Origin of the sequence: Streptomyces sp. NPDC004732, from assembly GCF_040609235.1 — a bacterium.
Taxonomy (GTDB): domain Bacteria; phylum Actinomycetota; class Actinomycetes; order Streptomycetales; family Streptomycetaceae; genus Streptomyces.
On sequence record NZ_JBEXJR010000020.1, the window covers coordinates 1 to 25,521 of the forward strand.

At 72.4% G+C, this 25,521-nt stretch carries 19 protein-coding genes and 1 tRNA gene; 5 read left to right on the forward strand and 15 right to left on the reverse strand.

What is annotated here, in order from left to right:
• The first annotated feature begins 253 nt into the window (after window positions 1-253).
• The 3 genes from ABZV77_RS38710 (at window position 254) to ABZV77_RS38720 (ending at window position 4,671) form a co-directional block, all read left to right on the forward strand.
• Window positions 254-328, forward strand: a tRNA-Cys gene (locus tag ABZV77_RS38710).
• 101 nt (window positions 329-429) lie between these two features.
• Window positions 430-1,167 (forward strand): hypothetical protein, encoded by a 738-nt coding sequence (locus ABZV77_RS38715; protein ID WP_356267406.1) that lies wholly within the window; start codon window positions 430-432, stop codon window positions 1,165-1,167.
• Window positions 1,168-1,410: 243 nt separating this feature from the next.
• Entirely contained in the window at window positions 1,411-4,671 is a 3,261-nt protein-coding gene (locus ABZV77_RS38720) for a S8 family peptidase (RefSeq protein WP_356267568.1), read from the forward strand.
• A gap of 25 nt (window positions 4,672-4,696) precedes the next feature.
• Here the strand turns inward: ABZV77_RS38720 and ABZV77_RS38725 are convergent, their stop codons facing one another.
• The 7 genes from ABZV77_RS38725 to ABZV77_RS38755 all read right to left on the reverse strand — a co-directional run bounded on the left by ABZV77_RS38725 (window position 4,697) and on the right by ABZV77_RS38755 (window position 13,812).
• Window positions 4,697-5,236 (reverse strand): AAA family ATPase, encoded by a 540-nt coding sequence (locus ABZV77_RS38725; protein ID WP_356267408.1) that lies wholly within the window; start codon window positions 5,234-5,236, stop codon window positions 4,697-4,699.
• Window positions 5,233-7,536 carry a molybdopterin cofactor-binding domain-containing protein gene (locus tag ABZV77_RS38730; RefSeq protein ID WP_356267410.1) on the reverse strand — a complete coding sequence of 768 codons (2,304 nt, stop codon included), beginning with the start codon at window positions 7,534-7,536 and terminating at the stop codon, window positions 5,233-5,235. Before ABZV77_RS38730 ends, ABZV77_RS38725 begins: the two co-directional genes overlap by 4 nt.
• The gene (locus tag ABZV77_RS38735; protein WP_356267412.1) at window positions 7,533-9,359 is read right to left on the reverse strand and encodes a (2Fe-2S)-binding protein; all 1,827 of its coding nucleotides are present in this window, start codon (window positions 9,357-9,359) and stop codon (window positions 7,533-7,535) included. The genes ABZV77_RS38730 and ABZV77_RS38735 overlap by 4 nt, the downstream gene beginning before the upstream one ends.
• Entirely contained in the window at window positions 9,356-10,261 is a 906-nt protein-coding gene (locus ABZV77_RS38740) for an FAD binding domain-containing protein (RefSeq protein ID WP_356267414.1), read from the reverse strand. The genes ABZV77_RS38735 and ABZV77_RS38740 overlap by 4 nt, the downstream gene beginning before the upstream one ends.
• Window positions 10,262-10,542: 281 nt before the next feature.
• Window positions 10,543-12,171, reverse strand: coding sequence for a beta-N-acetylhexosaminidase (locus ABZV77_RS38745; RefSeq protein ID WP_356267416.1), 1,629 nt, complete (start codon window positions 12,169-12,171; stop codon window positions 10,543-10,545).
• A 144-nt stretch (window positions 12,172-12,315) separates the two neighbouring features.
• Complete coding sequence (locus tag ABZV77_RS38750; protein WP_356267418.1) at window positions 12,316-12,612, reverse strand: DUF3039 domain-containing protein; 297 nt, start codon at window positions 12,610-12,612, stop codon at window positions 12,316-12,318.
• Between the two features lie 15 nt (window positions 12,613-12,627).
• Entirely contained in the window at window positions 12,628-13,812 is a 1,185-nt protein-coding gene (locus ABZV77_RS38755; protein ID WP_356267570.1) for an MFS transporter, read from the reverse strand.
• Window positions 13,813-13,923: 111 nt separating this feature from the next.
• On the opposite strand from ABZV77_RS38755, the gene ABZV77_RS38760 reads away from it, so the two are divergent.
• The gene (locus tag ABZV77_RS38760; RefSeq protein WP_356267419.1) at window positions 13,924-14,802 is read left to right on the forward strand and encodes a LysR family transcriptional regulator; all 879 of its coding nucleotides are present in this window, start codon (window positions 13,924-13,926) and stop codon (window positions 14,800-14,802) included.
• Here ABZV77_RS38760 and ABZV77_RS38765 read toward each other — a convergent pair.
• Window positions 14,775-15,392 carry a YqgE/AlgH family protein gene (locus ABZV77_RS38765; RefSeq protein ID WP_356267421.1) on the reverse strand — a complete coding sequence of 206 codons (618 nt, stop codon included), beginning with the start codon at window positions 15,390-15,392 and terminating at the stop codon, window positions 14,775-14,777. The two genes, ABZV77_RS38760 and ABZV77_RS38765, sit on opposite strands and share 28 nt — an antisense overlap.
• A 255-nt stretch (window positions 15,393-15,647) precedes the next feature.
• Between ABZV77_RS38765 and murA the strand changes: the two genes are divergently transcribed.
• Window positions 15,648-16,991 carry a UDP-N-acetylglucosamine 1-carboxyvinyltransferase gene (murA, locus tag ABZV77_RS38770; RefSeq protein WP_055566701.1) on the forward strand — a complete coding sequence of 448 codons (1,344 nt, stop codon included), beginning with the start codon at window positions 15,648-15,650 and terminating at the stop codon, window positions 16,989-16,991.
• 79 nt (window positions 16,992-17,070) lie between these two features.
• Here the strand turns inward: murA and ABZV77_RS38775 are convergent, their stop codons facing one another.
• The 7 genes from ABZV77_RS38775 to ABZV77_RS38805 form a co-directional block, all read right to left on the reverse strand.
• Complete coding sequence (locus ABZV77_RS38775) at window positions 17,071-17,352, reverse strand: HU family DNA-binding protein (RefSeq protein WP_016645140.1); 282 nt, start codon at window positions 17,350-17,352, stop codon at window positions 17,071-17,073.
• A gap of 299 nt (window positions 17,353-17,651) precedes the next feature.
• Entirely contained in the window at window positions 17,652-19,082 is a 1,431-nt protein-coding gene (locus ABZV77_RS38780; RefSeq protein ID WP_356267423.1) for an NAD-dependent malic enzyme, read from the reverse strand.
• A 411-nt stretch (window positions 19,083-19,493) separates the two neighbouring features.
• Window positions 19,494-21,845: a UvrD-helicase domain-containing protein gene (locus ABZV77_RS38785; protein ID WP_356267425.1), complete on the reverse strand. Its 2,352-nt coding sequence runs from the start codon at window positions 21,843-21,845 to the stop codon at window positions 19,494-19,496.
• Between the two features lie 88 nt (window positions 21,846-21,933).
• The gene (locus tag ABZV77_RS38790) at window positions 21,934-22,728 is read right to left on the reverse strand and encodes a zf-HC2 domain-containing protein (protein ID WP_356267427.1); all 795 of its coding nucleotides are present in this window, start codon (window positions 22,726-22,728) and stop codon (window positions 21,934-21,936) included.
• Window positions 22,725-23,300, reverse strand: coding sequence for a sigma-70 family RNA polymerase sigma factor (locus tag ABZV77_RS38795; RefSeq protein ID WP_150218265.1), 576 nt, complete (start codon window positions 23,298-23,300; stop codon window positions 22,725-22,727). The genes ABZV77_RS38790 and ABZV77_RS38795 overlap by 4 nt, the downstream gene beginning before the upstream one ends.
• A gap of 161 nt (window positions 23,301-23,461) precedes the next feature.
• Window positions 23,462-24,055 carry a CGNR zinc finger domain-containing protein gene (locus tag ABZV77_RS38800; RefSeq protein WP_356267429.1) on the reverse strand — a complete coding sequence of 198 codons (594 nt, stop codon included), beginning with the start codon at window positions 24,053-24,055 and terminating at the stop codon, window positions 23,462-23,464.
• Window positions 24,056-24,198: 143 nt separating this feature from the next.
• Entirely contained in the window at window positions 24,199-25,353 is a 1,155-nt protein-coding gene (locus ABZV77_RS38805) for a uroporphyrinogen-III synthase (RefSeq protein WP_356267431.1), read from the reverse strand.
• Window positions 25,354-25,521: the final 168 nt, after the last annotated feature.

A 25,521-nucleotide genomic window follows, 5' to 3' on the forward strand; every position in this document is an offset into this window, starting at 1 on the left:
CAGCCGACGCGACGCAGGAGCGCCCTTTACTCCCGGCCCGGAACCGCCACACTCCGCAAAAAACCGGGCGGCCCCGGCAACCATCAAAGACACCGAGCGGCCACGGTGACAGCAGCGGTCGCGGTACGACCAGGTCACCCCTTTCGTGAACGCCGTATGGCAGTCCCATTGCGGCACCCCGTGATCGCTTGAGGCGGCCGCAGGGCCACGGCTACGTTCAACGAGTCAGGTCGACGAGTTCAGTCGGCGACTTGGCCGTGTGCCCGAGAGGCTCAGGGGCTGGACTGCAAATCCAGTAACGCGGGTTCGAATCCCGCCACGGCCTCCACAGCGGCGTCATCGCGCCGCACCGCAGCAACCGAAGGGGTGGTCCCTCACAAGGGGCCACCCCTCTCGCGTTTCCCGCGTCAGTATGGGACGGGGGTGCCTGTGGAAACTGGGGACTACATCGCGGCGGGCAGCGCATTGGTGGCCGCATCCGCGGCCTGTATCGCCTCCTGGCAGGTCGTGGTGGCCAGACAGGCCTCCCGCGCGGCCGACCTGCAGGCCCGCGCGGCACTCGCCCAAGTGGAGCTACTGCGCGAGCAGTTCACTCACGAGCGCGTCATGCGCGACCAGGCCGACAGCCCGGTCTTTGCCGTCCGGGAGACCGACGTCCAGCACGGCAACGGCTCACCGGACATCATCGCCGTCATCAAGCAGACCGGCGGCTCACCCGTGGCCGAGGCCCGCGTATCGGTACATCTGAACGGCGAGCCCGCCGACATCGTCGACGCCGCCGACGACGGCGTACTGACCTGGCGGCACACCGCGCCCGGCGCCACCAGGACCCTGAAGATCCGGACGGCGGACCGGCACCGGGGCGAGCTGGAGATCCGCGTCGACCTCCAGTGCCGGGAGGGGGACGACGACGGGCGGGAGTGGTCGTGCCGCGTCATCGGATACGCCCGCGAAGGCTGGCGCAGGAACGACTGGACCGCGGGCTACACGCATTACGGCAGCGAACCCCGGCTGCTCGAACTGGCGGTCGCGCGGCCCGGGCCGGACGAGTACCGCATCTCGGCGGTGGCGCATCCCGAGGATCGCGGGCTCCTGTCGGTGACGCCGGTGGCGGTCCCGCCGTCCGTCCTGAGCGCCGCGGAGTTCATGGACGAAGAGATCTGGTAGCTCGCCCGGGGACGCGTGGCGGGACGGGCCCGAACCCACGGGTTCCCGTGAACCATCTCTCAGAATCTCATGGGAACCACACGGACGTGTAACCCCAACTAGCCGATTCGGTAACGGAGTTCGGCACGCGGCCCGGCGCTCTGCATACTCCCCGGACAGCACCTCGGACCACGATTCCAGGGGGAGAACTTGCGCAACCACGCCAAGAGAGCGGGCGCGGCCACCGTCGCCGCGGCCGCCGCCATGGCCCTTGCCGCGGGCACGACCGGCCCCGCGTCGGCCACACCGACGACCACCAAAGCCCCGGCGGCAGGGGCAGACCTCACAGGGCCCACAGAGACCACAGAGACCACAAACCTCACCCTCCTCACCGGCGACCGCGTCACCCTCGACCGCTCGGGGCGCGTCACCGCCTTCCGGCCCGCGAAGGGCCGTGCGCACATACCCGTGCGGACCCAGCGCCTGCCGAACGGCCACACACTCGTCCTGCCCTCCGACGCACGGCGCCTGATCGCCGAAGGCACGGTGGACCAACGGCTGTTCGACACCGCCGAGTTGAAGAAGTTCAAGAGCAGCCTCAAGCTCATCGTCGGCTACACGGGATCCCGCACCGCCGTCACCACCGCCAAGGCCGACGTCCGCGCCGCAGGTGACACCACCGTCCGCAGGACCCTGAAGACGCTGAACGCCGAAGCCCTCACCACCCCGCCCCAGGACGCCGCCGCCCTGTGGAAGGCGCTCACCAGCAGCAAGGACGGCATCAGCCACGTCTGGCCCGACGCCACCCGTAAAGCCACCCTCGACAAGAGCGTCCCGCAGATCGGCGCCGACAAGGCGTGGGCCGCCGGGTACGACGGCAAGGGCGTCAAGATCGCCGTCCTCGACTCGGGCGTCGACGCCACGCACCCCGACCTCGAGGGCCAGATCCTCGCCGAGAAGAACTTCTCCACCTCTCCGGGCACCGCGGATCATTACGGCCACGGCACCCACGTCGCGTCCATCGCGGCCGGGACGGGCGCCAAGTCCGGCGGAAGGCTCAAGGGCGTCGCGCCCGGCGCCAAGCTGCTCAACGGCAGGGTCCTCGACGACGCGGGCGAGGGCGAGGACTCCGGGGTGCTCGCCGCCATGGACTGGGCGGCCGCAGAGGGCGCCGACGTCATCAACCTCAGCCTCGGCGGCTACGACCAGCCCGGCATCGACCCCTTGGAAGCCGCGGTCAACAAGCTCTCCAAGGACAAGGGCGTCCTCTTCGCGATCGCCGCGGGCAACGACGGCGCCGCCAAGACGGTCAACTCCCCCGGCAGCGCGGACGCCGCCCTCACCGTGGGCGCGGTCGACGACAACGACAAGCTCGCCGACTTCTCCAGCCAGGGCCCGCGCAACGGTGACCGCGCGATCAAGCCCGACGTGACCGCGCCCGGCGTCGACATCACGGCCGCCGCCGCACCCGGCTCCGTCATCGAGAAGGAGGTCGGCCAGAACCCCGACGGCTATCTCACGATCTCCGGTACGTCGATGGCGACCCCGCACGTGGCGGGCGCCGCCGCCCTGCTCAAGCAGCAGCACCCGGAGTGGAAGCACGACGAGCTCAAGGGCGCGCTCACCGGTTCCACGAAGGGCGGCAAGTACACGCCGTTCCAGCAGGGTTCGGGACGTATCGCCGTCGACAAGGCCATCAAGCAGACCGTCGTCGCCGAACCCGTCTCCCTCAACTACGGCCTCCAGAAGTGGCCGCACACCGACGACAAGCCGGTCACCAAGAAGGTGACCTACAAGAACCTCGGCAAGGACGACATCACCCTCGACCTGACGACGACCGCCACCGACCCGAAGGGCAACCCCGCCCCCGCCGGGTTCTTCACCCTCGGCGCCAAGAAGGTGACCGTCCCCGCGGGCGGCACCGCCTCCGTCGACCTCACCGCGGACACACGACCCGGCGGCACCGTCGACGGCTCCTACTCCGCGTACGTCGTCGCGGAAGGCGGCGGCCAGACGGTCCGTACCGCCGCGACCGTGGAGCGCGAGATCGAGCGGTACGACGTGACGCTGAAGACGATCGGCCGCGACGGGCGGCCCACCGCGCACCACGACTCCTCGATGTCGGCTATCACCGGCAAGGACAAGGGCCTCAACCTCTTCCCACAGGGCACCACCACCAAGGTCCGGGTGGCCAAGGGGAGTTACCTCCTGGACTGGTCGATCCACGTCGACCCGGACGACGCCGACAAGGGCACCGACTGGCTCCTCCAGCCCCGCCTGGCCGTCGACAAGAACATGACGGTGACGCTCGACGCCCGCAAGGCGAAGCCCGTCGACATCACGGTCCCGGACCGTGCCGCCAAACCGGTGTCGGGCGAGCCGCGCTACCTCTACAAGGGCTACGAGTCCTCCCCCACCAACGCCACGTTCAAGGGCCTGCGCACCGCCCACCTCGGCCCCGAGGTCCCCGAGGGCTTCAGCGAGCAGTGGCTCGGCACCTGGACGAAGGGGGCGGGCACCCGCTACGACATGCTCGTCGGCGGCATGGTGAAGAAGCTCTCGACGGGTTACACGAAGCACCTGAAGCGCGCCGACTTCGCCACGGTCAAGGTCCGTTCCGGTGCCTCGGCCCCGGGCCGGTCGGGCTCCCTCGCCGTCGCCGGATACCTCCCGGAGGCGGGCGGGATCTCGCACATCTTCGACCCGGAGAAGCTGCCGCGCACCACGACCGTGCACGCGACCGCGCTCGGCGCCACGAAGTGGGGCATCGGCTTCGATCAGTACGGCGACAAGGACGAGGACGGCGAGCCGGCCTTCGAGGGCTTCTACGAGATGGCTCCCCGGGCCCTCAAGGCGGGCCGGAGCTATACGGAGACCTTCAACACCGGAGCCTTCGGGCCCGCCCTGAACGCCCCCGACGACGGCATCTTCCGCGAGGGCAACAAGCTGGGCGGCCGCATCCCCGTCGTCGCCGACGGCCAGGGTCACCCGGGCTGGAGCGCGTACTCCGCGGAGAAGTCGACGCTCTACCGCAACGGCACGAAGATCGCCGAGAACAAGGACGCGGTGACCGGCGCCGAGACGTTCGAGGTGCCTGCGGGCGACGCCGAGTACCGGCTGACCGCGTCCGTGCGGCGTGACCCGAAGGTGGCCACGGCCTCCTCACGCGTCGAGGCCTCCTGGACGTTCCGCTCCGCGAAGACGGCGAACCGCACCGAACTCCCCGCCTCCACGGCACGGTTCACCCCGAAGCTGGACCTGGCGAGCCGCGCCCCGGCGGGGGCGACCCAGTCCGTCCCGGTGACGGTGGAGGGCGCGGCGGCAGGTCCCGGGAACCTCAAGTCCCTTGCCGTGTACGTCTCGTACGACGACGGCCGCACCTGGAAGAAGGTCACCGTCCGGGACGGCAAGGTCTCCGTGCAGAACCCGGCGAAGGGCAAGGGCGTCTCGCTCCGCGTCAGGATCACGGACAAGGACGGCAACAAGTCGTCCGTGTCCCTGCACAACGCCTACTACGGCAAGTAACACGCACGACGGGGCCCGGGTGGAGTCACACCACCCGGGCTTCGTCGAGCCCCGCGAGAATCGCGTCCACGGCCTCCTCGACCGTCAACTCCGTGCTGTCCAGCCAGAGTCCGAGCCGCGGCGTCCGCTCGCGCAGGATCGCGTCCAGGTCCTCGACCGTCCACGCGCCATACCCCGTCTTGCCGCGCGCGTCCTCGCGGGCGGCGACCGCTTCGGGGCGCGGGGCGAGCACGACGACGTACGCAGGGCGGGTGCGCACGAGGTCCACGTACGTCTTCAGCTCCTCGCCCAGGATGACGTCCTGGACGACTGCGGTGAATCCCGCGTCGGCGTACGCGTCGGCGGTCGACGCCGACAGCCGGTAGCGGAGCCGGAGTTGGGCCTCGCCCGCACCGCCCGGCACACCCTCGTACGGCACCCCGCCCGACACGATCATCCGCCGGAACGCGTCGCCCCGCACGTGCACGGCCTTCGGCAGCCGCTCGGCCAGGGCCTGCGCGACCGTGGACTTGCCGGACGCCATGATGCCGGTGACGACCAGCACCGCGCTCCCGGGGAGCGTCACGTCGCGACCGCCGCCTGCGGGCGGATCGGGAGGCGGTTGACCGGGCGGCCCGTTGCCGCGCGGACCGCGGAGGCGATGGCCGCAGGTGACGTCACGACCGGGATCGCGCTGGCCGCCTTCGCGCCGAACGGCGCCACGACGTCCCGCTCCTCGACCAGCTTCACGATGCGGATGTCCGGCGTGTCCAGGGCGGTCGGCAGCGCATAGCCGGTCAGGTCCGGGTGGCGGACGAGACCGCGGGGCGTGCGGAGGTTCTCCGTGAGCGCCGCGCCCACGCCCTGGGTGACGCCCGCCTCGATGCGGGCCTTCAGCTGGGCGGGGTTGAGGATGCGGCCCACGTCCTGCGCGACGGCCAGCTCCACGACCCGCACGGAACCGATCTCGATGTCGACGTCGACGACCGCGCGGATCGCGCAGAACGCCATGCCCACGAAGGCGTCGCCCTGCCCGGCCTCGTCCAGCGGCTCGGTCGGATGCGGGCGGCACTGGGCCGTGGCCCAGAGCTCCTTGCCCTCCAGGGCTTCGGTGACGGTCGTGGAGAGCACGCCGTCGTACGAGGTGATCTTGCCGTCGGTGATCTGGAGCAGCTCGGTCGACATCCCGAACTTGTGGGCGAGCGGCTGCAGGAGCTGGGTGCGGACCATCTTCGCCGCGCGCTCCACCGCCCCGCCCGACACCCAGGTGTGGCGGCCGCGGCAGCTCGGGCCCGCGGGCGGCTGGTCGGTGTCGACGGGCGCCACGCGGACGTCCTCGATGCCCAGCGTCTCCTGGACGATCTGGCGGGCCAGCGTGGTGAAGCCCTGGCCGGTCTCGACGGCCGCGCAGATCACCGTCGCCCCGCCGTCGTGGACCTTCACGGTGGCCGTGGAGACCTCGTCCGTGCCCTCGGCGCCCAGGAGCTGGACCATGCCGAGGCCGTAGCCGACGCCGCGCCGGACGGCGGCCGGTTCGCCCGCGCCCTCGGGACCGCCGGGCAGCAGCCACTCGTCCTCGGGGGTGTCCTTGGGCAGCTCGGGCAGCGGGGCGTCCCGCACGGCGGCGAGGAGTTCGGCCACCGGGGCGGGGCACGTCACGGTCTGCCCGGTGGGCAGGATGTCGCCGGTCGCCATGGCGTTGCGCATCCGCAGCTCCGCCGGGTCGACGCCCAGCTTCTTGGCGATCTTGTCCATCTGGGCCTCGTAGGCGGCGCACACCTGCAGTGCGCCCTCGCCACGGACGTGCCCGGAGGGCGGGTTGTTCGTACGGACCGCCCAGCCCTCGATGAAGGCGTTCGGCACGACGTACGGACCGCAGGCGAAGGAGACCGCCGCGGCCAGCGCCTCCGACGACGTGTCCGCGTACGCGCCCGCGTCGAGCAGGATCTGCGCCTCCACCTTGACCAGACGGCCCTCGGCGTCCGCGTGGTGGCGGTAGCGCAGGAGCGTCGGGTGGCGGTGGGCGTGGCTGAGGAAGGACTCCTCGCGGGTCGCGGTGAGCTTGACCGGGCAGCCGGTGCGCAGCGCCAGGAGGCCCAGCGGAAGCTGGAAGCCCGCGTCCTCGCGGTCGGCGGTCGCGCCCGGCACACCCGTGACGACCACCTTCACGCGGTCCGGGCTGATGTCGAAGCAGGCGGCGGCCCGGTCGCGGTCGGCGTGCGGGTCGGTGGAGGCGATGTACAGCTCCACGCCGCCGTCGGGGCGCGGCACCGCGAGGCCCGCCTCCGCGCCGATCGGCGCCGGGTCCTGGCGGCCGATGCGGTACAGGCCCTCGACTACGAGCTCCCCCGCCGCCTCGGCGTCGCCGTGCCGCAGCGGGATGTGGCGGATGAGGTTGCCGTCGGGGTGCAGCGGTTCGGCCTCGAAGGCCTTCTCCGGGTCGGTGACCGGTTCGAGCACCTCGTACTCGACGATGACGGCCGCGGCGGCCATCCGTGCGGTGTCGGGGTGGTCGGCGGCCACGGCGGCGATGGGCTCGCCGTGGTGGCGTACGACATCGGAGGCGAAGACCGGCCGGTCCGCGGTCCTGCGGCCGTGCAGCTGCTCGCCGGGGACGTCCTCGTGCGTGACGACCGCGCGGACACCCGGCATTTCCAGGGCGTGGCTGGTGTCGACGGAGACGATGCGGGCGTGCGCGTGCGGGGAGCGCAGGACCGCCGCCCACAGCAGGCCCTCGGCCCACAGGTCGGCGGCGTAGGGGAAGGTGCCCTCCGTCTTCACGCGGGACTCCGCGGACGGCAGCGAGGCGCCGATGCCGCGCGGCGGCGGCTCGGCCGCCTGACGGTCGGGGGCGGGCGTGGTCGCGGTGGTGGCTTCGGTGCTCACGCGTGGCCTCCGTCCTGGCCGTAGGGGCCCTGCGGTCCTTCGGGTCCGGGTCCGGGTCCGCCGTCGTACGCGGTCGGGTGGACGCCGCCGTCGCCAGGGCCTGCCTGGTGCGGGATGCGGGCGTCCGCATGACCGTGCCCGTGCCCGTGCTCATGGCCGTGGTCGTGCTCGTCCTGCGCCGAGGCCTCGGCCGCGGCGGTCGAGGTCGCCTCGCGCTCGGCGACGACCTCGCGCACGGCGTCGAGGACACCGCGGTAGCCGGAGCAGCGGCAGAGGTTGCCGCACAGGGCGCGGCGGGCCTCCAGGTCGCTGGGAGCGGGGTTGCCCTCCAGGAGGTCGTGCACGGTCATCGCCATGCCCGGCACGCAGAAGCCGCACTGCACGGCTCCGCACGCGGCGAGCGCGCGCTGCACGTCGGAGGGCTGCCCGTCGGCGGCGAGGCCCTCGACGGTACGGACCTCGCTGCCCGCGGTGGTCGCGGCGGGGACGAGGCAGGAGGCGACGAGACGGCCGTCCACCTGGACGTTGCAGGCCCCGCACTCGCCCTGCGAGCACCCGTCCTTGGCCCCGGCGAGACCGAGCCGCTCCCGCAGGACGTAGAGCAGGGACTCGCCGATCCACGCGCCGGTGACGGGACGGTCGGTGCCGTTCACACGAAGGACGTAGGAGACGAGGGGGTGGTCGTCGTGGAGGGGGGTGAGGGCGGGCTCGGGGTCGGGGTCGGGCTCCGTGGCGTCGAGCTCGGCGGGGTCGGGGTCGGTGACGACGGAGGCTTCGACCTCGGCTTCGGCTTCGGCTTCGGCTTCGGTGGTCTCGTCCGGGGCGGTCGCTTCGAGCGCTTCGAGCGCTGCGTCCGCTTCGACCGGTGCGTCGAGTACGTCGGGTACGTCGAGTACGTCCTCGGGCTCGACCTCTTCCGGGGCTTCCACGGTCGGCTCGGGGTCCGGTACGACCTCGACCGGCTCGGGCTCCGGCTCCGGCTCCGCGACCGGCGGCTCCTCCGACGGCACCCTGATCGCCCGCAGCAACTGCGTCTTCTCGAACCGGCTCTCGGCCTGGGGCTCCTGCTCCGCGACCGGCTGGGGCTGCGGCTCCGGCTCCTGGACGTAGCTCTCCTGAGGAACGTCGAGGACGGGCTCGTGCACGACCTCCTGCGACTGCGTGCTCCAGGGCGCACCGGCGCCCGCCCCGGTCGCCCAGGGCGCGGCCGCGCCGCCGGGCAGCGTCGCGGGCGGCGTGCCGCCCCACTGCGCGGCGAGCGAGGACGCCGTGAACTCGCCCGATTCGTCCGGCAGATCACCATCTGCGACGGGGATCGACCACTGCCCGGTGACGTCGGAAACCCCGGGCGCGGGAGCCGGTGCCGCCTGGCCGTACTGGTGGCCGTACTCCTGCCCGTAGGCCTGCTGCTGTCCCGCGGGCTCCGCCTCGGGGAAGCTCCACTGGCCGGTCGCCCGCGGGTCGTACCCGTGCGGATCCGCGTGCGCGTGCGGATCAGCGTGCGCGTGCGGCTCCGCGTGCGCGTGCGGCTCCGGCTGCTCCTGGGCCGTGCCCGCGCCCGCCTCGGGCCAGCGGACCGCGCCCGTCACCTCGGGCGGCATGACCCAGGCGCCGGTGGCCGCCGGGTCGGTGGCGGCCGCGGTGGTGGGGTTGACCGTTATCTGCGGCGGTACGTAGCCGTGCCCGGGGGCGGCGAGCGGGGCGTCCAGCATGCCTTCGGGGAGTTGTACGAACGCCGTGGCGTCCGAGTCGTACTCGCCCTGCGGGTGCGGCTGCCAGCCGCCGCCGTCGGCCGTGTTCTCATCGTGCCGGTCGTCGCTCACGACAGTGCCCTCCCCAGTGCTCGTCGGGCCAGCGCGGCGACGGTGCGCCGCAGGTGCAGTACGGCGGGCGCCAGCGGCTGTTCGGTGCCGTCGGCCGCCGGGGGGTGGTCGGGGATGCACGCGGTGGCCACGTACTCACCGAAGGCGGTGACCGCCTCCGGGACGAGGCTGCCCCGCTCCCCGTCCCAGTCGATCAGGGAGGCCACCCACTCCTCGGCCTCCAGCGGCCGCAGCGGCATGGGCGCGATGGCGCCGACCGCGCACCGCACCCCGCGCCGCGCGGGGTCGAGGACCAGCGCGACGGAGGCCGAGGCCCGGCCGGGGCCGGTGCGTCCGGTCGCCTTGAGGAAGACCTGGGGGGCGTGCAGCAGCGGCACGCGCACGAAGCCGATGAGCTCGCCGGGGCGGAGCATCTCCATGCCCGCGAGCAGGTGTGAGACGGGGATCTCGCGGCGGGCGCCGCCGGGTCCCGCGATGATCAGCACGGCTTCCAGCGCGGCGAGGACGGGCAGCGCGTCGCCGGTCGGCGCGGCCGACGCGATGTTGCCGCCGAGGGTGCCCGCGTTGCGGATCTGGGGCGGCCCCGCGGCGCGCGCGGCGGCGGCCAGGGCGGGGATCAGCGCGGCGAAGTCGGGGCGGCCCATGCGGGCGTGGGTGAGACCGGCGCCGAGCAGGGCGTGGCCGTCCTGGTACTGCCAGCCGCGGATCTCACTGATGCGGGCGAGGCCGACGAGGGCGGCGGGGCGCAGCTGTCCCGAGTTGACCGAGGCCATCAGGTCCGTGCCACCGGCGACGGGCACGGCGGCGGGCATGGCGGCGAGTGCCGCCACTGCCTCGTCCAGCGTGGCGGGCAGCGTCACCGATTGCGGTGTCTGTGCCGCCTGCGGTGCGTGCGTGCTCAAAACCGGCTGCCCCTTCCCGATGCCCGGCCGCGTACTCCACGTACATCGCGTAGGTGAAGCGCTCGCCGTTTCGCGACGTGTCACCGTTACGCCTGTTCCGCCGTACGGTACGTGCTCACAACCCGGACGTGGCAACTCTGGCACATCTTCCCCGGGCCCCGACGCGGGGGTCCGCTAGGAGGCATTCGTCCGCGAACCAGGCGGATGTGGCGATTTCGCACGGCTTCCGGCGGCGCGTGCTCCCGGCGTGGGCCGCCGGGAGCACGCGCCCGGGGCCCTGCTCACAGGTTCGGGGGCGGCCCCTCGATCGGGCGTCCGAGCACGCCGGGGCGCTGGTGCCGCGGCAGCGGACCGCTCGGCGGCCGGTAGTCGACGCCCAGGGCGTCAAGTCGCGGGTAATGGGCGGCCATTCGCCGCTCGAAGTCGGCGAAGTCCCGTTCGGCGGGGGCGGGCAGCTTCCGCCACGCCACTTCGCAGAAGGCCGCGAGGCGCGGGAACACCTGATAGTCGACGCGTCCCTGGTGCTCCATCACCTCGGTCCAGACGTTGGCCTGGGTGCCCAGGACGTGGGCAGCCTCCTCCTCGGTGAGCTCGTCGGGGACGGGCTCGAAGCGGTAGACGTCCTCCAGGGTGCGGACGTACGCGATGGGCATCGGCTCGTCGGGGCCGCCGTCCTCCCGGAAGTTCAGATACACCTGCTGCTCGGGGCACATGACGACGTCGTGGCCCGCCTTGGCCGCGTCGATGCCGCCCCGGTAGCCGCGCCAGGAGGAGACGGTGGCGCCTTCGGCGAGGCCGCCCTCCAGGATCTCGTCCCAGCCGATGAGCCGCCGCCCGCGGTCGGCGAGCCAGCGGTCGAAGTGCCGGATGAACCAGCTCTGCAGCCCGTCCTCGTCGCCGACCCCGAGCTCCTTGATGCGGGCCTGCGCGGTGGCCGAGGCCTTCCACTGGTCCTTGGGGCACTCGTCGCCGCCGACGTGGACGAAGGTGGAGGGGAAGAGGTCGAGGATCTCCTCGAAGACCCCTTCGTAGAAGCGGAGTACGTCTTCGGTGGGGGCGAGGACGTTCGGGCTGACGCCCCAGCTGTCCCAGACCGTCATCGCCTCGGTGTCGACGACGTCGCTGTTGCCGAGGTACGGGTAGGCGGTGATGGCGGCCTGCGAGTGCCCGGGGATGTCGATCTCCGGGACGACGGTGATGTGCAGGGAGTCCGCGTACGCGACGATCTCGCGGATGTCGTCCTGGGTGTAGTAACCGCCGTGCGGGTGCTCCGTCCAGAGGGGCGAGGCGCGGTGGCCCCACCTGGTGCGGGACCGCCAGGAGCCGACCTCGGTGAGCCTGGGGTGGCGCTTGATCTCCACGCGCCAGCCCTGGTCGTCGGTGATGTGGAAGTGGAAGACGTTGAGCTTGTGCGCGGCGAGCAGGTCGAGGTAGCGCAGGACCCCGTCCTTCGGCATGAAGTACCGGGAGACGTCGAGCATCATGCCGCGCCAGCCGAAGCGGGGCGCGTCCTCGATCACGCCCGCGGGAACGGACACCTCGGCGCCGCCGGGCCGCAGCCGGGCGCGGCGGAAGGCGTCGGGGCCGACGAGCTGACGCAGCGTCTGGGCACCCCAGAAGACACCGGCGGCCGCGCCGCCGCGGATCTCGACGCGGTCGCTGTCGATGGTGAGCCGGTACGCCTCCGGCTCCAGGGAGTCGTCGACGCGCAGGGCAAGGGAGTTGGCGGCGCCGTCGGAGCCGTTGTGGAGGGACAGACCGAGCGCGCCGCCGAGCGCGGCCCGCAGCCACCGCTCGGTGGACTCGGTGCCGGGCCCGGCCCAGAGGGTCGTGGCGGCGTCGATGACGAAGGACGAGCTCTGCGTGGCCTCGGCGCGTGCGGGCGCCGGGATGAGGTGCTCAAAGGTCATGAAACCGTAGGCTGTCACGCGATTGCACAACGCAAAAGGGGCGTTGCGGCAGGCGCAACGCCCCTCGGGCGAGTGGCCTCGTCGGGTGACCGGAACCGGTCTCGTCAGGGGCCGTGAAGGGGTCTCGTCAAGGACCGGAAGGGACTACTTCTTGCCGTCCTTGCCGCCCTTGTCCTTGTCGCCGCCCGCACCCATGGACTCGTAGATCTCCTTGCACATGGGACAGACGGGGTACTTCTTCGGGTCGCGGCCGGGGACCCACACCTTGCCGCAGAGCGCCACGACGGGCGTGCCGTCGAGCGCGCTCGCCATGATCTTGTCCTTCTGGACGTAATGCGCATAGCGCTCGTGGTCGCCGTCACCGTGCGACACCTGCGGCGCCGGCTCAACGAGGGTCCCCGTACCTGCCCCGCGCTCGGGCTCGGGCTCAAGAGTGCTCATAACGGCCAAGGGTACTCACGCCCGGGGCGTCCCGGCAGCGGCAGTGTCGGGTGAGGCGGCGGCCGGGGGCTGCGCGGGGGCCCGGTGCAGCAGGTGCAGGGCCAGGCCCGCCGCCGCCACCGCGGCCGCCGCCCAGGGCAGGTACTTGGGTGCGAGTCCCCCCGCGAGGGCGAGCCCGGCCGCCCCGGAGCCGACCGCGCTGCCCAGATAGAGCGCGGAGTTGTTGAGGGCGAGGGCGACCGTGCCGCGTCCGGCGCGCAGGGCGAGGAGGCGGTGCTGCTGCGGGACCTGGAACGCCCAGCCCGCGGCGCCCCAGACGACGAGCGCGGGGTAGGCGGCGGCGCCGAGCAGCGGCAGGACGCCGATCGCGACGACGAGGGTGGCGACGATCCCGGTCACCAGGGCGAACACCCGTCCTGTGCGGTCCACGAGCGGCCCGGCGACGACGCTGCCGAGCACGCCGCCGATCCCCCACGCCCACAGGTACGGCGCCACCTGCCCCTCGCCCACGCCGCCCGACGAGTCGAGCACCGGCGCGAGGTAGGTGTAGAGGCCGAGGCTCGCCACCGCGCCCAGGAAGGAGACGCCGACGACGGGCAGCACCTTCCGGTCGGTGAGCGCCGCGAGCCGCGCCCGCATCGGCACCGACGGCGCGGCGGGCACCTCGGGCAGCCCCACCGCGAGACCGCCGAGTGCGACCGCGCCGAGCCCCGTCACCAGCCACATCGTGGCCCGCCACGACGTGTGGTCGGCGAGCAGCACGCCGAGCGGCACCCCGAGGACCGTGCCCGAACTCATCCCGCCCATCACCAGCGCGAGCGCCCGCCCGCGCCGCTCCTCCCCCGCGAGCGAGGCGGCGGCCGCGGTGGACAGCGCCGAGTAGACCCCCGCGCCGACCCCCGCCACCGCACGCGAGACGAGCAGCACGGCGAGCCCCGGCGCGAGCGCGGTGAGCCCGTTGCCGAGCGTGAAGACGGCGAGCGAGGCGACGATCAGCACGCGCGGCCGCACCCCGGAGAGCAGCCCGGCGACGAGCGGCGCGCTCACCGCGTACGCGAGGGTGAAGACGGTGACCATCTGCCCGGCGAGCGAGACGGTCGTCCCCAGGTCGTCGGCGACCACCGGCAGCAGCCCCGCCATCACATAGGCGTCGAGCCCCAGCGTGAAGGACCCCACCATCAACAGCCACACCTTGCGCACAGCGCTCAACTCCCCTGTTTCCTCGCGCCGCTTCGGGCGACGAGTGGGAAACGTAGGCACCCTCCGCATCCCGGGGGAAATGCCTGCGGCGCTCATTTATGCTGGGGCGGCATGGATCACGTACCGGACGGTGTCGAGCTGCGCCACCTGCGAGGCTTCCTCGCCGTCGCCGACGAGTTGAGCTTCACGCACGCCGCCGCGGCCCTGCGCATCGGGCAGCCCGCGCTCACGCGGACCGTGCGGGCCCTGGAGGACGCCCTCGCCACCCGCCTCCTGGAGCGGACCACCCGGCGCGTCGAACTCACCGAGGCAGGCAGCCGCCTGCGCGACGAGCTGGCGCCGCTGCTCTCCCGGATCGACGGGGCGCTGCGCACCGCGGGCAGCGAGCCGCCCCTCCTGCGGCTCGGATTCACCTCGCTCCTGCCGCAGGCCTGCGCCGAGCTCGTCCACGCCTTCAAGGCGGCGACCGGCGCGGGGGTGCGGCTCGTGCGGCGCGACGAGCCGCTCGCCGGGCTCCTGTCGGGCGCGTGCGACGTCGCGGTCGTACGGGGCGACGTGCCGTCCGGCGCCGCGGTCCGCACCCGGGTGCTGCTGCGGGAGCCGCGCGTCGCCGTCGTCGCGCGCGGGGCCGCGGAGCTGGCGGGGCGCCGCGTGGTCGACTGGTCGGAGCTCGCCGATCTGCCGCTGGTCGTGAACACGGTGACCGGCACGACAAGACCGGAACTGTGGCCCCCGGAGCGTCGGCCCCGGCTCGCCTGCACCGCCGACAACCTCGACGAGTGGCTGGAGGCGGTGGCCGCGGGGCACGGGGTGGGCATCGCCCCCGAGCCGGTGGCCCGCAGGAACACCCACCCGTCCCTGCGCTGCGTACGCCTGAAGAACGCCCCGTCCGTCACCGTGCACCTGGCGATCCCCGCCAGGGACGCCCATCCGCTGGCCGAGCGGTACCTGCACCAGTCCCGTCAGTTCAGCGACGGGTCGTCCGGATAGGTCGCCACCATCGCGAGCTCGCTGCGCTGGCGCCGCAGCACCGCCCGCCACAGCCGCTCCGGGTCCGGCGACGAGACGTCACCCGGCTCGGACTCGACCACGTACCAGGCGCCGTCCGCCAGCTCGTTCTCCAGCTGCCCGGGGCCCCAGCCCGAATAGCCCGCGAAGATCCGCAGGGAGCCGAGGGCCGCGGCGAGGAGCTCCGGCGGGGCCTCCAGGTCGACGAGGCCGATCGCGCCGTGCACACGGCGGAAGCCGATGGGGTCCGCGGGGACGGGGGACCGCGCACCGGTCCGCCGCCGGGCGGCGCGCGGCGGCGCCCCCTTCTCACCGGGGATCACCGCGATCCCGAGCGCCGAGTCCAGCGAGACGGGACCGCCCTGGAAGACCACACCTGGCGCGCCCGCCAGCTCCCCCCAGCCCTCCAGGATGTCGGCGACGTCCACCGGCGTCGGGCGGTTCAGGACAACGCCGAGCGAGCCCTTCTCGTCGTGGTCGAGGAGCAGCACCACCGCGCGGTCGAAGTTCGGGTCCGCCAGGGCCGGTGTGGCCACGAGCAGCCGGCCTGTGAGCGAGGACACCTCGGTCATGGACCACATGATCCCGCATCTTTGCCCTGCGCGGGGAGGCAATGCGCATACCGGAGTGAATGCAGCTCAGGGCCCGGAAGAGGCGGCCGGGACGCACGTCGCGGGTGGTGACCCGGTGTGTCCGGTTCCGCACGGTTCGTGTTGTCACGAACTCATGACGTGGTTTGTGCGTCCGCAGCCTTACGGAAGGGGGGTACGCGGCCATTACGCTTGGCCCTTTGGTCCCCCCGTCCAGCCAATCGGAACGCGAGATTCATGACCGTCACCGATGATGTCCTGCTTGTCCATGGCGGTACCCCGCTCGAGGGCGAGATCCGTGTCCGCGGCGCGAAGAACCTCGTGCCAAAGGCCATGGTGGCCGCGCTGCTCGGCAGCGCCCCGAGCCGGCTGCGCAATGTCCCCGACATCCGTGACGTACGCGTCGTGCGCGGCCTGCTGCAGCTGCACGGCGTCACGGTCCGCCCCGGCGAGGAGCCGGGCGAGCTCATCATGGACCCCTCCCACGTGGAGAGCGCGAACGTCGCCGACATCGACGCCCACGCGGGCTCGTCGCGCATTCCGATCCTCTTCTGCGGCCCCCTGCTGCACCGCCTCGGGCACGCCTTCATCCCCGGCCTCGGCGGCTGCGACATCGGCGGCCGTCCGATCGACTTCCACTTCGAGGTGCTCCGCCAGTTCGGCGCCACCATCGAGAAGCGCGAGGGCGGTCAGTACCTGGAGGCCCCGCAGCGCCTGCGCGGCACCAAGATCCGTCTGCCGTACCCGTCCGTGGGCGCCACCGAGCAGGTCCTGCTCACCGCCGTGCTCGCGGAGGGCGTGACCGAGCTCTCGAACGCCGCGGTCGAGCCGGAGATCGAGGACCTGATCTGCGTCCTGCAGAAAATGGGCGCGATCATCGCCATGGACACGGACCGGACCATCCGGATCACCGGTGTCGACAGCCTCGGCGGCTACAACCACCACGCCCTCTCGGACCGCCTGGAGGCCGCCTCCTGGGCTTCCGCGGCCCTGGCGACCGAAGGCAACATTTACGTCCGCGGCGCCCAGCAGCGCTCGATGATGACGTTCCTGAACACCTACCGGAAGGTGGGCGGTGCCTTCGAGATCGACGACGAGGGCATCCGCTTCTGGCACCCGGGCGGCTCGCTCAACGCGATCGCCCTGGAGACGGACGTGCACCCCGGCTTCCAGACCGACTGGCAGCAGCCGCTCGTCGTGGCCCTGACGCAGGCCGCGGGCCTGTCCATCGTCCACGAGACGGTCTACGAGTCCCGGCTCGGCTTCACCTCGGCGCTCAACCAGATGGGTGCGCACATCCAGCTCTACCGCGAGTGCCTGGGCGGCTCCGACTGCCGCTTCGGCCAGCGGAACTTCCTCCACTCGGCGGTCGTCAGCGGCCCCACGAAGCTCCAGGGCGCCGATCTGGTCATCCCCGACCTGCGCGGCGGCTTCTCGTACCTCATCGCGGCCCTGGCGGCGCAGGGCACCTCCCGTGTCCACGGCATCGACCTGATCAACCGCGGCTACGAGAACTTCATGGAGAAGCTCGTGGAGCTCGGCGCGAAGGTCGAGCTGCCCGGCAAGGCCCCGCTGGCCTGACGCCGAGCACGACAAGCACCACGGCACGCGAAAGGGGCGGCCACCCGAATGGGTGGCCGCCCCTTGGCGCTGCTCGGGGCTACTTGCCCTTCGCCGCTTCCTTCAGCTTGGAACCAGCCGAAACCTTGACGCTGTAACCGGCCGGGATGTTGATCGGCTCGCCGGTCTGCGGGTTGCGGGCGGTGCGAGCGGCACGGTGGGTGCGCTCGAAGGTCAGGAAGCCGGGGATGGTGACCTTCTCGTCGCCCTTGGCAACGATCTCGCCGACGGTCTCGGCGAACGCGGCCAGCACGGCGTCGGCGTCCTTGCGGGTCACCTCGGCGCGGTCGGCCAGCGCGGCCACCAGCTCACTGCGGTTCATGTTTGTACTCCCGTGTTCTTTTGCCGTTGAGGCGTGCCACGCGGCAGAGCCGCATGATGGGCACAGCGAAGACGATGCTGCCAGGGTCCTCGGACAGTCCCCGGACCCGGGTCTGACCTCAGACCCTCGCGCCCGATTACGCATCCTGCCCCCACCTGCGGCGGGAAAGCCAATCCGGCGCCCTTGGGGGTCACACGAAAAGCGTCCGCCGCCCCTGAAATGCCGGGGGCCGGGGGGCTGTCTGCCAAGCCACCCTAGAGGGGCCCCGTGGGGCCCGGGTCCTTCGACGCGCCGTGTCCCTAGGCCGTGGCGCCTGTCACAGCGCCGCCGGCGGCCTTCGCGGCGGTGCGCACGGCGTCGGCCACGGCGGGTGCGACCTTGTCGTTGAAGACGCTGGGGATGATGTAGTTCCGGTTCAGCTCGTCCTCGGCGACGACGTCCGCCAGGGCGCCCGCGGCGGCCAGCATCATCTCCGTGTTGACCGTGCGCGACTGGGCGTCCAGGAGGCCGCGGAAGACGCCGGGGAAGACCAGGACGTTGTTGATCTGGTTCGGGAAGTCCGAGCGCCCGGTGGCGACGACTGCCGCCGTCTGGCGGGCGATCGCCGGGTCGACCTCGGGATCCGGGTTCGCGAGCGCGAACACGATGGCGTCATCGGCCATCGCGGCGACATCGTCGCCGTTCAGCACGTTGGGAGCCGACACGCCGATGAAGACGTCGGCGCCGACGACGGCCTCCTTGAGGGTGCCCGTGAGGCCCTCGGGGTTGGTGTTGTCGGCGATCCAGCGCAGCGGCGAGTCCGCCTCGGCGCCCACCAGGTCCTCGCGGTCGGCGTGCACGACGCCGTGGATGTCGGCCACGACGGCGTTCTTGACGCCCGCGGCCAGGAGGAGCTTGAGGATGGCCGTACCGGCCGCGCCCGCGCCCGACATGACCACGCGCACGTCGCCGATGCCCTTGCCCACCACGCGCAGGGCGTTGGTGAGGGAGGCGAGGACGACGATGGCGGTGCCGTGCTGGTCGTCGTGGAAGACGGGGATGTCGAGGGCCTCGCGCAGCCGGGCCTCGATCTCGAAGCAGCGGGGCGCCGAGATGTCCTCCAGGTTGATGCCCGCGAAGCCGGGGGCGATGGCCTTGACGATCTCGACGATGGCGTCGGTGTCCTGGGTGTCCAGGCAGATCGGCCAGGCGTCGATACCGGCGAAGCGCTTGAAGAGGGCCGCCTTGCCCTCCATGACGGGCAGCGCGGCCTTCGGGCCGATGTTGCCGAGGCCCAGAACGGCCGATCCGTCCGTTACGACCGCAACGGAGTTGCGCTTGATGGTCAGACGGCGCGCGTCCTCGGGGTTCTCGGCGATCGCCATGCAGACGCGGGCGACACCCGGCGTGTAGACCATGGAGAGGTCGTCACGGTTGCGGATGGGGTGCTTGGACGCCATCTCGATCTTGCCGCCGAGGTGCATCAGGAACGTACGGTCGGAGACCTTGCCGAGGGTGACGCCCTCGATGGTGCGCAGCTGCTCGACGATCTCGTCGGCGTGCGTGGTGGAGGACGCCGCGATCGTCACGTCGATCCGCAGCATCTCGTGGCCGGAGGCCGTGACGTCGAGGCCGGTGACCGAGCCCCCGGATGACTCGACGGCCGTGGTGAGCTGGGAGACCGCCGTTCCGCTCGCGGGCACCTCCAGCCGGACCGTCATCGAGTAGGAGACGCTGGGCGCCGTTGCCATGGCCGACTTCCTCTGCTTTCACCTTGTAGCTCTTGCCGTCCGATGGTCGCACCTACCGCCGAGTACGTGGTAGCCGCCCCGGATTGAGAACGTTTTGTTCACCGGCCAGTGCGCTGCGTTTTTGGAAACTTGTTTCCACCATACGAGAAGTTGTCCAAAACAGAAAGAGGCCCACGTCACTTGGTGACGTGGGCCTCTCGAACGCTTATGACACCGACCCGCCATGCTCGCCTCGCGGCAAGTGGTCGCTCGTAGCGACGATGGTTGGGCCCGGGGGCTTGGATCGAGCCGGTGCCACGTCCAAGGTAACAAACGAACCCCGTAAGGCAATTCCCGTCCCGGGCATCCGTGCGTTCTCTTTGCGATCGGCCCCCCGAACGCCTCGCGGCCGGTGCTCCGAACGCCTCGCCGTCAGTCCCTCAGGAGGTCCGGCACGCCCTCCGCGTCCGGCTCGTCGCGCTCCCCCGAAAGGACCGTGAGCTGCTGCGTCGCACGGGTCAGCGCCACGTACAGCACCCGCAGGCCCGCCGGTGACTCGTCCGCGATCTCCGCGGGCGAGACGACGAGCGTCGCGTCGTACTCCAGGCCCTTGGCCTCCAGACTGCCGAGCGCCACGACCCGGCCGCCGAGCCCCGCGAGCCAGCGCGCCGCCTGCTCGCGCCGGTTCATGGCCACCACGACACCGACCGTCCCGTCGACCCGCTCCAGGAGCCGCGCCGCCTCCTCGCGCACGGACGCGGCGAGGTCCCGGTCCCGTACGACGGCGTAGCGGGGCTCCACACCGGTCGAGCGGACCGCCGACGGGGACTCGGCGCCCGGCATCGCCAGGGCGAGCACCTTGGCGGCGAGCTCCGCGATCTCGGCGGGGTTGCGGTAGTTGACGGTGAGGGTGAAGCGGCGGCGCGGCCGGGTGCCGAGGGCCTCGTCGCGCGCCGCGCCCGCCTCGTCCGGGTCCGACCACGAGGACTGCGCCGGGTCGCCGACGACGGTCCAGGTGGCGTGGCGGCCGCGGCGGCCGACCATGCGCCACTGCATGGGGGTCAGGTCCTGCGCCTCGTCGACGATGACGTGCGCGTACTCGGTGCGCTCCGCCGCCAGGCGCTCGGCGCGCTCGCGCTGGGACTCCTCGCGCTGCGGCATCAGCTCTTCGAGCCCGGTGAGCAGGTCGAGCGGGTCGAGCTCCTTCTTCTTGCGCGGCCTGTGCGGCGTGCCGAGGATCGCCTGGAGCTCGTCGAGGAGCGCCACGTCGTGCACGGACAGGGCGTCGCGGCGCAGCGAGCGGGCGACCTTGCGGACCTCGCCCGGGTTGAGGATGCGGCGGGCCCAGCGGCCTAGGCGCTTCTCGTCGCTCATCGCGGTGAGCACCCCGCGCGGGGTGAGCTCCGGCCACCAGGCGTCGAGGAAGTGGATGAAGTCGTCCTCGGACGTGATGTCGTCGTCGAAGGAGGAGCGGAGTTCGGCGGCGAGCTCGGGGTCGCTGTGGCGTCCCGCCGCGCCGGACTGCGACCACAGGGCGTCCAGGAGGAGCTTGCGGGCGCGCGGGCGCAGCAGGTTGACGGGGGCGGTGCCGCTCAGGGCGTTGCGGCGGATGCGGTTCAGGTGGTCGGCGTCCAGTTCGAGACGGCGGCCGAAGGCGACGACGCGGAGGCGGGTGGGGGTGGCGGGCGCGGCGGTCTGCGGCTCGGTGGGCTCGTCGCCGAAGGACAGCTGGCCGTCCTGGGGGGCCGGGGCCCGGACCGGGGCCGCCACCCCTTCCAGGGCCCCGCGCGCCGCCTTCCGCAGCACGTTCAGCATCCGCGACGAGCCCTTGGCCCGCGCCACCGCGGGGCTGTCGTACTCGGTCGCCTCCACGCCCTCCACCAGCGAGCCGACCGCGCGGATCGCGACCTGCCCCTCCTCGCCGAGGGACGGCAGCACGCCCTCCGTGTAGGCGACCAGGAGCGGGGTCGGGGAGACGATGAGGATGCCGCCCGCGTACCGGCGGCGGTCCTGGTAGAGCAGGTACGCGGCCCGGTGCAGGGCCACCGCGGTCTTGCCGGTGCCGGGGCCGCCCTCCACGTACGTCACCGACGCGGCGGGCGCGCGGATCACCATGTCCTGTTCGGCCTGGATGGACGCCACGATGTCGCGCATCGAGTGGCTGCGGGCCTGGCCGAGCGCCGCCATCAGGGCGCCGTCGCCGATGACCGGGAGCACCTCGCCCGCGAGGCGTGCGGTGAGCTCCGGGCGCATCAGGTCGTCCTCGACGCCGAGGACCTTGCGGCCCTTGGAGCGGATGACGCGGCGGCGCACGACCCGGCCGGGGTCGACCGGGGTCGAGCGGTAGAACGGCGCGGCGGCGGGTGCCCGCCAGTCGATGACCAGCGGCGAGTAGTCCGCGTCGAGGACGCCGATGCGGCCGATGTGCAGCGTCTCCGCGATCTCCGCGTACTTGCCGCTCTCGTCCTCGCGGACCGCGCCCTCCGCGGGCTCGATCGCGGTGTACGCGCCGTCGGGCCCCTTCTTGCCGTCCTTGCCCTGGAGCAGGTCGATACGTCCGAAGAGGAAGTCCTCGAACTCGTTGTTGAGCCGGTTCAGATGGACACCGGCGCGGAAGACCTGCGCGTCACGCTCGGCGAGCGCACCCGGCGTACCGACCTGGGAGCGCTTGGCCGCGTCGTTCATCAGGAACTCCGCCTCGTGGATCTTCTCCTCGAGACGTCGGTAGACCTGGTCGAGATGTTCCTGTTCGACGCTGATCTCGCGGTCGCGTACGTCGGCCACCGAGGCCCCTTTCACACCGTGCTGCTGCCCCAACCGAGCAGCCGTCCACCTTAGGCGAAAGGGGCCCATCCTGTGCACTTGTCGTGCGCTACACGTCCACCTTGACCAGCCGGTCACCCTCGAACGTGGTCACCTCGAAGTGGTCGATGTCGTTGCGGTCCATGGCTGCGCCCCCGTGGACGTACAGCGGACCGCGTGCCCATTTGTCCGGGCTGCCCTTGATTCCGTACCCCCACGCGGGCACCGACCAGCTGCTGACCGTCTCCTTCTCGCCGTCCTTGCCGACCGCGATCAGCGAGCACTTCAGCGGGCCCTTGACGTTCTTCAGCTCCAGGACGGTGTGCGTGCCCCAGGGCTTCTCCTCCGTGCCGACCGTGGCGCTGACCTTGGTTATCGGGTCCGTGGCCCGCGCCTTCTGCGCCATGTGGTGGAAGAAGGCGTCCTCGGCGGGGCTGGTGGGGTGCGGGTCGGCCGCCACGTCCTGCGAGCCGCCGTCACCGGTCGCCGCGAGGACCGCGAGCGGACCGCCGACGATCAGCGCGACCGCCGCCGCCACCAGGTACAGGCCGCGCCTGCGCCCGCGCTCCCGCTTGACGGACACCTCCGCGACGAGGCGCTCGGCGAGGCGGGGGCTCGGCCGGGCGGCGAGCTGCTCGCCGATCGCCGGTACGCCGCGCGGGCCGGGGAAGTCCGCGAGCGCGGCCAGCATCGGTTCCATGCCGGAGAGCTCGTCCAGCTGCTCCCTGCACGGCCCGCATCCGGCGAGATGTGCCTCGAACCGCGTGGCCTCCGCGTCGTCGAGCACCCCCAAGGCGTAGGCACCGACCGTCTCGTGGAGGTCGTCGTCATGGTGCGCGCCGTGGTGGCTGTGGAAATCGGTCATGCCGTCACCCCCCGCTCCTCAAGCGCCAGCTTCATCGAGCGAAGCGCGTAGAAGACCCGTGAACGGACCGTCCCACTGGGTATGCCCAGCGTCTCGGCCGCCTCATTGACCGTACGCCCTTTGAAGTAGGTCTCGACAAGTACCTCCCGATGTGCGGGAGTCAGGTCCTCCAGTGCGTCCGAAAGCGTCATCAGCCACAGCGCCCTATCGATCTCGTCCTCCGCGGGGATGACCTCCAGCGGCGACGGATCGACCTCCTGCGGCCGGGCCTGCCGGCTGCGGTGACCGTCGATGACGATGCGCCGGGCGACCGTCACCAGCCAGGGGCGTACCGAACCGGTCGCCCTGTTGAGCTGACCGGCGTTCTTCCAGGCACGGATGAGCGTCTCCTGCACGACGTCCTCGGCGCGCTGCCGGTCGCCCGCCACCAGCCTGAGCACATAGGCGAGAAGGGGTCCCGCGTGCTCCTGGTAGAGGGCGCGCATCAACTCCTCGTCCGGGCCCGGGGGCCGGCCGAGGCGATGGCGGTGCGGCTGCGGGCGCTCATCGGCCACGGCGGAATCCTTGCGCACGCGTACCTCCGGTGTCCGCACTTTCGGCGGGTCGGGCTGGTCTCACGACGGAGGTACGTAGGAGGGGAGCGGGGCGTTCAACGGCTGCGTACGTTCGTACGGTTGGGGCGTGCGGGCAGGGAGGGAGTCGTGCGTGGGGCGGAGCGGGAGCGGGGCCCGGCTCAGGGCCGGGCGAGTGCCGCCCTCCGGCGGTGTCTGGCCACCCGCTCGCGGTTGCCGCACACCTCGCTCGAACACCAGCGGCGACGGCGGCCGCGGGACGTGTCGAGGTACACGATCGGGCAGTTGTCGCCCTCGCACTGCCGGAGCAGGGCGCGGGCGACCGGGTCGGTGAGCAGGTCGACGGCGTCCCTGGCGACGGCGGCGACGAGCGCCGCGCAGCCGGGTTCGCCCCGCAGAACGCGGATCAACGTGCCGTCGGCGGCGCGAACCGCACACGGGGCCGGGGGTGCCGCGGCGGCCAGCGCGTTGACGCGGTCGAGCGCGGCCGCGGCGGCGCGGGGACGGCCCTCGATCTCACCGCACACCAACTGGCCTACGTGGGCGCGCAGTTCATGGAAGGCGGCGAGCCACTGCGGGCCCGCGCCGTGCAGTAACGCTTCCGCGGGGACGAGGCCCGTGCCGACGAGCCAGGCGCGCAGCCGCGCCACGGAGTCGAGCCGTTCCACGGGGTGGTTCGTCGCCACGAGGTCCAGACAGCTCCGCCCGGAGTCGAATCGCAGCTCGTACGGAGCCGGGGCCGTGCCCAACGCCATGCGCGTGTCACCGCCTTGGGGGTTACCGGTGAGTGAATGCCGTTGCGTACCCCTACAGTGCCCTTCCCCGGCCGGGTCCGGAACCCGGCGCACCAGGTTCCCCCAAGAACCCACACCCCCGGTCGCCGGGGGCCGCAGGCGCCTCACCCCGCGTACTTGGACCCCGAAGACGGGTCGATCGCCAGCCGGTACCCGCGCTTCACGACCGTCTGGATCAGCTTCGGCGTGCCGAGTGCGGTGCGCAGGCGGGCCATCGCGGACTCCACCGCGTGCTCGTCGCTGCCCGCGCCCGGCAGTGCGCGCAGCAGCTCGGCGCGGGCCACCACCCAGCCGGGGCGGCGGGCGAGCGCGCCGAGCAGCGACATGCCCGCGGGCGGCACGGCCCGCAGCTCGTCGTCGACCAGGACGGCGTGTCCGCGGATCTCCACGCGGTGTCCAGCAACGGTCAACGCCCTGGCCCGCCCCGGCAGTTCCCGGCACAGCACCTGGACGAGCGGCCCGAGCCTGAACCGCTCCGGCTGCACGGTGTCGATGCCAAGGGACTGCAGGGGCAGCGCGGTGACGGGCCCCACGCAGGCGGTCAGCACGTCGTGGCGCAGGACGGCGAGGAGCTCGTCCGTCATGCCGCGCTCCGCGGCGCGGGCGAGCAGGGACGCGGCGGCGGGCGCGCTGGTGAACGTCAGCGCGTCGACGCCCCGCCCGACGACCGCGTCGAGCAGCCGGTCCACGGGCGTGAGGTCCTCCGGGGGCAGCCACCGGTAGACGGGCACCATGACGACCTCGGCCCCACCGGCCCGCAGCGCCTCGACGAAACCGGGCAGCGGCTCCCCGTGCAGCTGCAGGGCGACGCGCCGCCCTTCGACCCCCTCGCCGAGCAGCCGGTCCAGCACCTCCGCCATGGATTCGGACGAGGGGGACCACTCCTCGGTGAGCCCGGCGGCACGCACGGCCCCCTTCACCTTCGGCCCGCGGGCGAGCAGTTCGACCCCGCGCAGACAGCGGAGCAGCGCATCCCCGTACCCCCAGCCGTCGGCGGCCTCGATCCAGCCGCGGAACCCGATGGCGGTGGTGGCGACGACGACGTCGGGCGCATGGTCGATCAACTGCTTGGTCGCGTCGAGCAGTTCGCTGTCGTCGGCGAGCGGCACGATGCGCAGGGCGGGCGCGTGCAGCACGGTGGCGCCGCGCCGCTCAAGGAGCGCGCCGAGCTCGTCGGCGCGCCGGGCGGCGGTCACGCCGACGGTGAACCCGGCGAGGGGGCTGGGGGCGGTCGGGTCGTTCCTGGCTGGGCCGTGCATAAGCGACTCTCGTTTCAAGTCCTGTCAGTCCCGTCAGTCCTGTCAGTCCCGTCAGCGCCAAAAGTCTCGCCGGTCCCATCAGTCCCATCGGTCCCGCTTGTATTGCGTGGACGGCGGACGACCGAGCCTGTCAACGGCGCGTGACGGGCCCGGTTCGCTCCGATGTCC

Excerpts from the sequence above, each read along its gene's own strand:
- ABZV77_RS38720 (WP_356267568.1), top strand. The coding sequence starts at position 1,411 with ATGGCCCTTGCCGCGGGCACGACCGGCCCCGCGTCGGCCACACCGACG.
- ABZV77_RS38745 (WP_356267416.1), bottom strand. The coding sequence starts at position 12,171 with ATGACCTTTGAGCACCTCATCCCGGCGCCCGCACGCGCCGAGGCCACG.
- ABZV77_RS38750 (WP_356267418.1), bottom strand. The coding sequence starts at position 12,612 with ATGAGCACTCTTGAGCCCGAGCCCGAGCGCGGGGCAGGTACGGGGACC.
- ABZV77_RS38760 (WP_356267419.1), top strand. The coding sequence starts at position 13,924 with ATGGATCACGTACCGGACGGTGTCGAGCTGCGCCACCTGCGAGGCTTC.
- ABZV77_RS38765 (WP_356267421.1), bottom strand. The coding sequence starts at position 15,392 with ATGACCGAGGTGTCCTCGCTCACAGGCCGGCTGCTCGTGGCCACACCG.
- murA (WP_055566701.1), top strand. The coding sequence starts at position 15,648 with ATGACCGTCACCGATGATGTCCTGCTTGTCCATGGCGGTACCCCGCTC.
- ABZV77_RS38775 (WP_016645140.1), bottom strand. The coding sequence starts at position 17,352 with ATGAACCGCAGTGAGCTGGTGGCCGCGCTGGCCGACCGCGCCGAGGTG.
- ABZV77_RS38780 (WP_356267423.1), bottom strand. The coding sequence starts at position 19,082 with ATGGCAACGGCGCCCAGCGTCTCCTACTCGATGACGGTCCGGCTGGAG.
- ABZV77_RS38790 (WP_356267427.1), bottom strand. The coding sequence starts at position 22,728 with ATGACCGATTTCCACAGCCACCACGGCGCGCACCATGACGACGACCTC.
- ABZV77_RS38800 (WP_356267429.1), bottom strand. The coding sequence starts at position 24,055 with ATGGCGTTGGGCACGGCCCCGGCTCCGTACGAGCTGCGATTCGACTCC.
- ABZV77_RS38805 (WP_356267431.1), bottom strand. The coding sequence starts at position 25,353 with ATGCACGGCCCAGCCAGGAACGACCCGACCGCCCCCAGCCCCCTCGCC.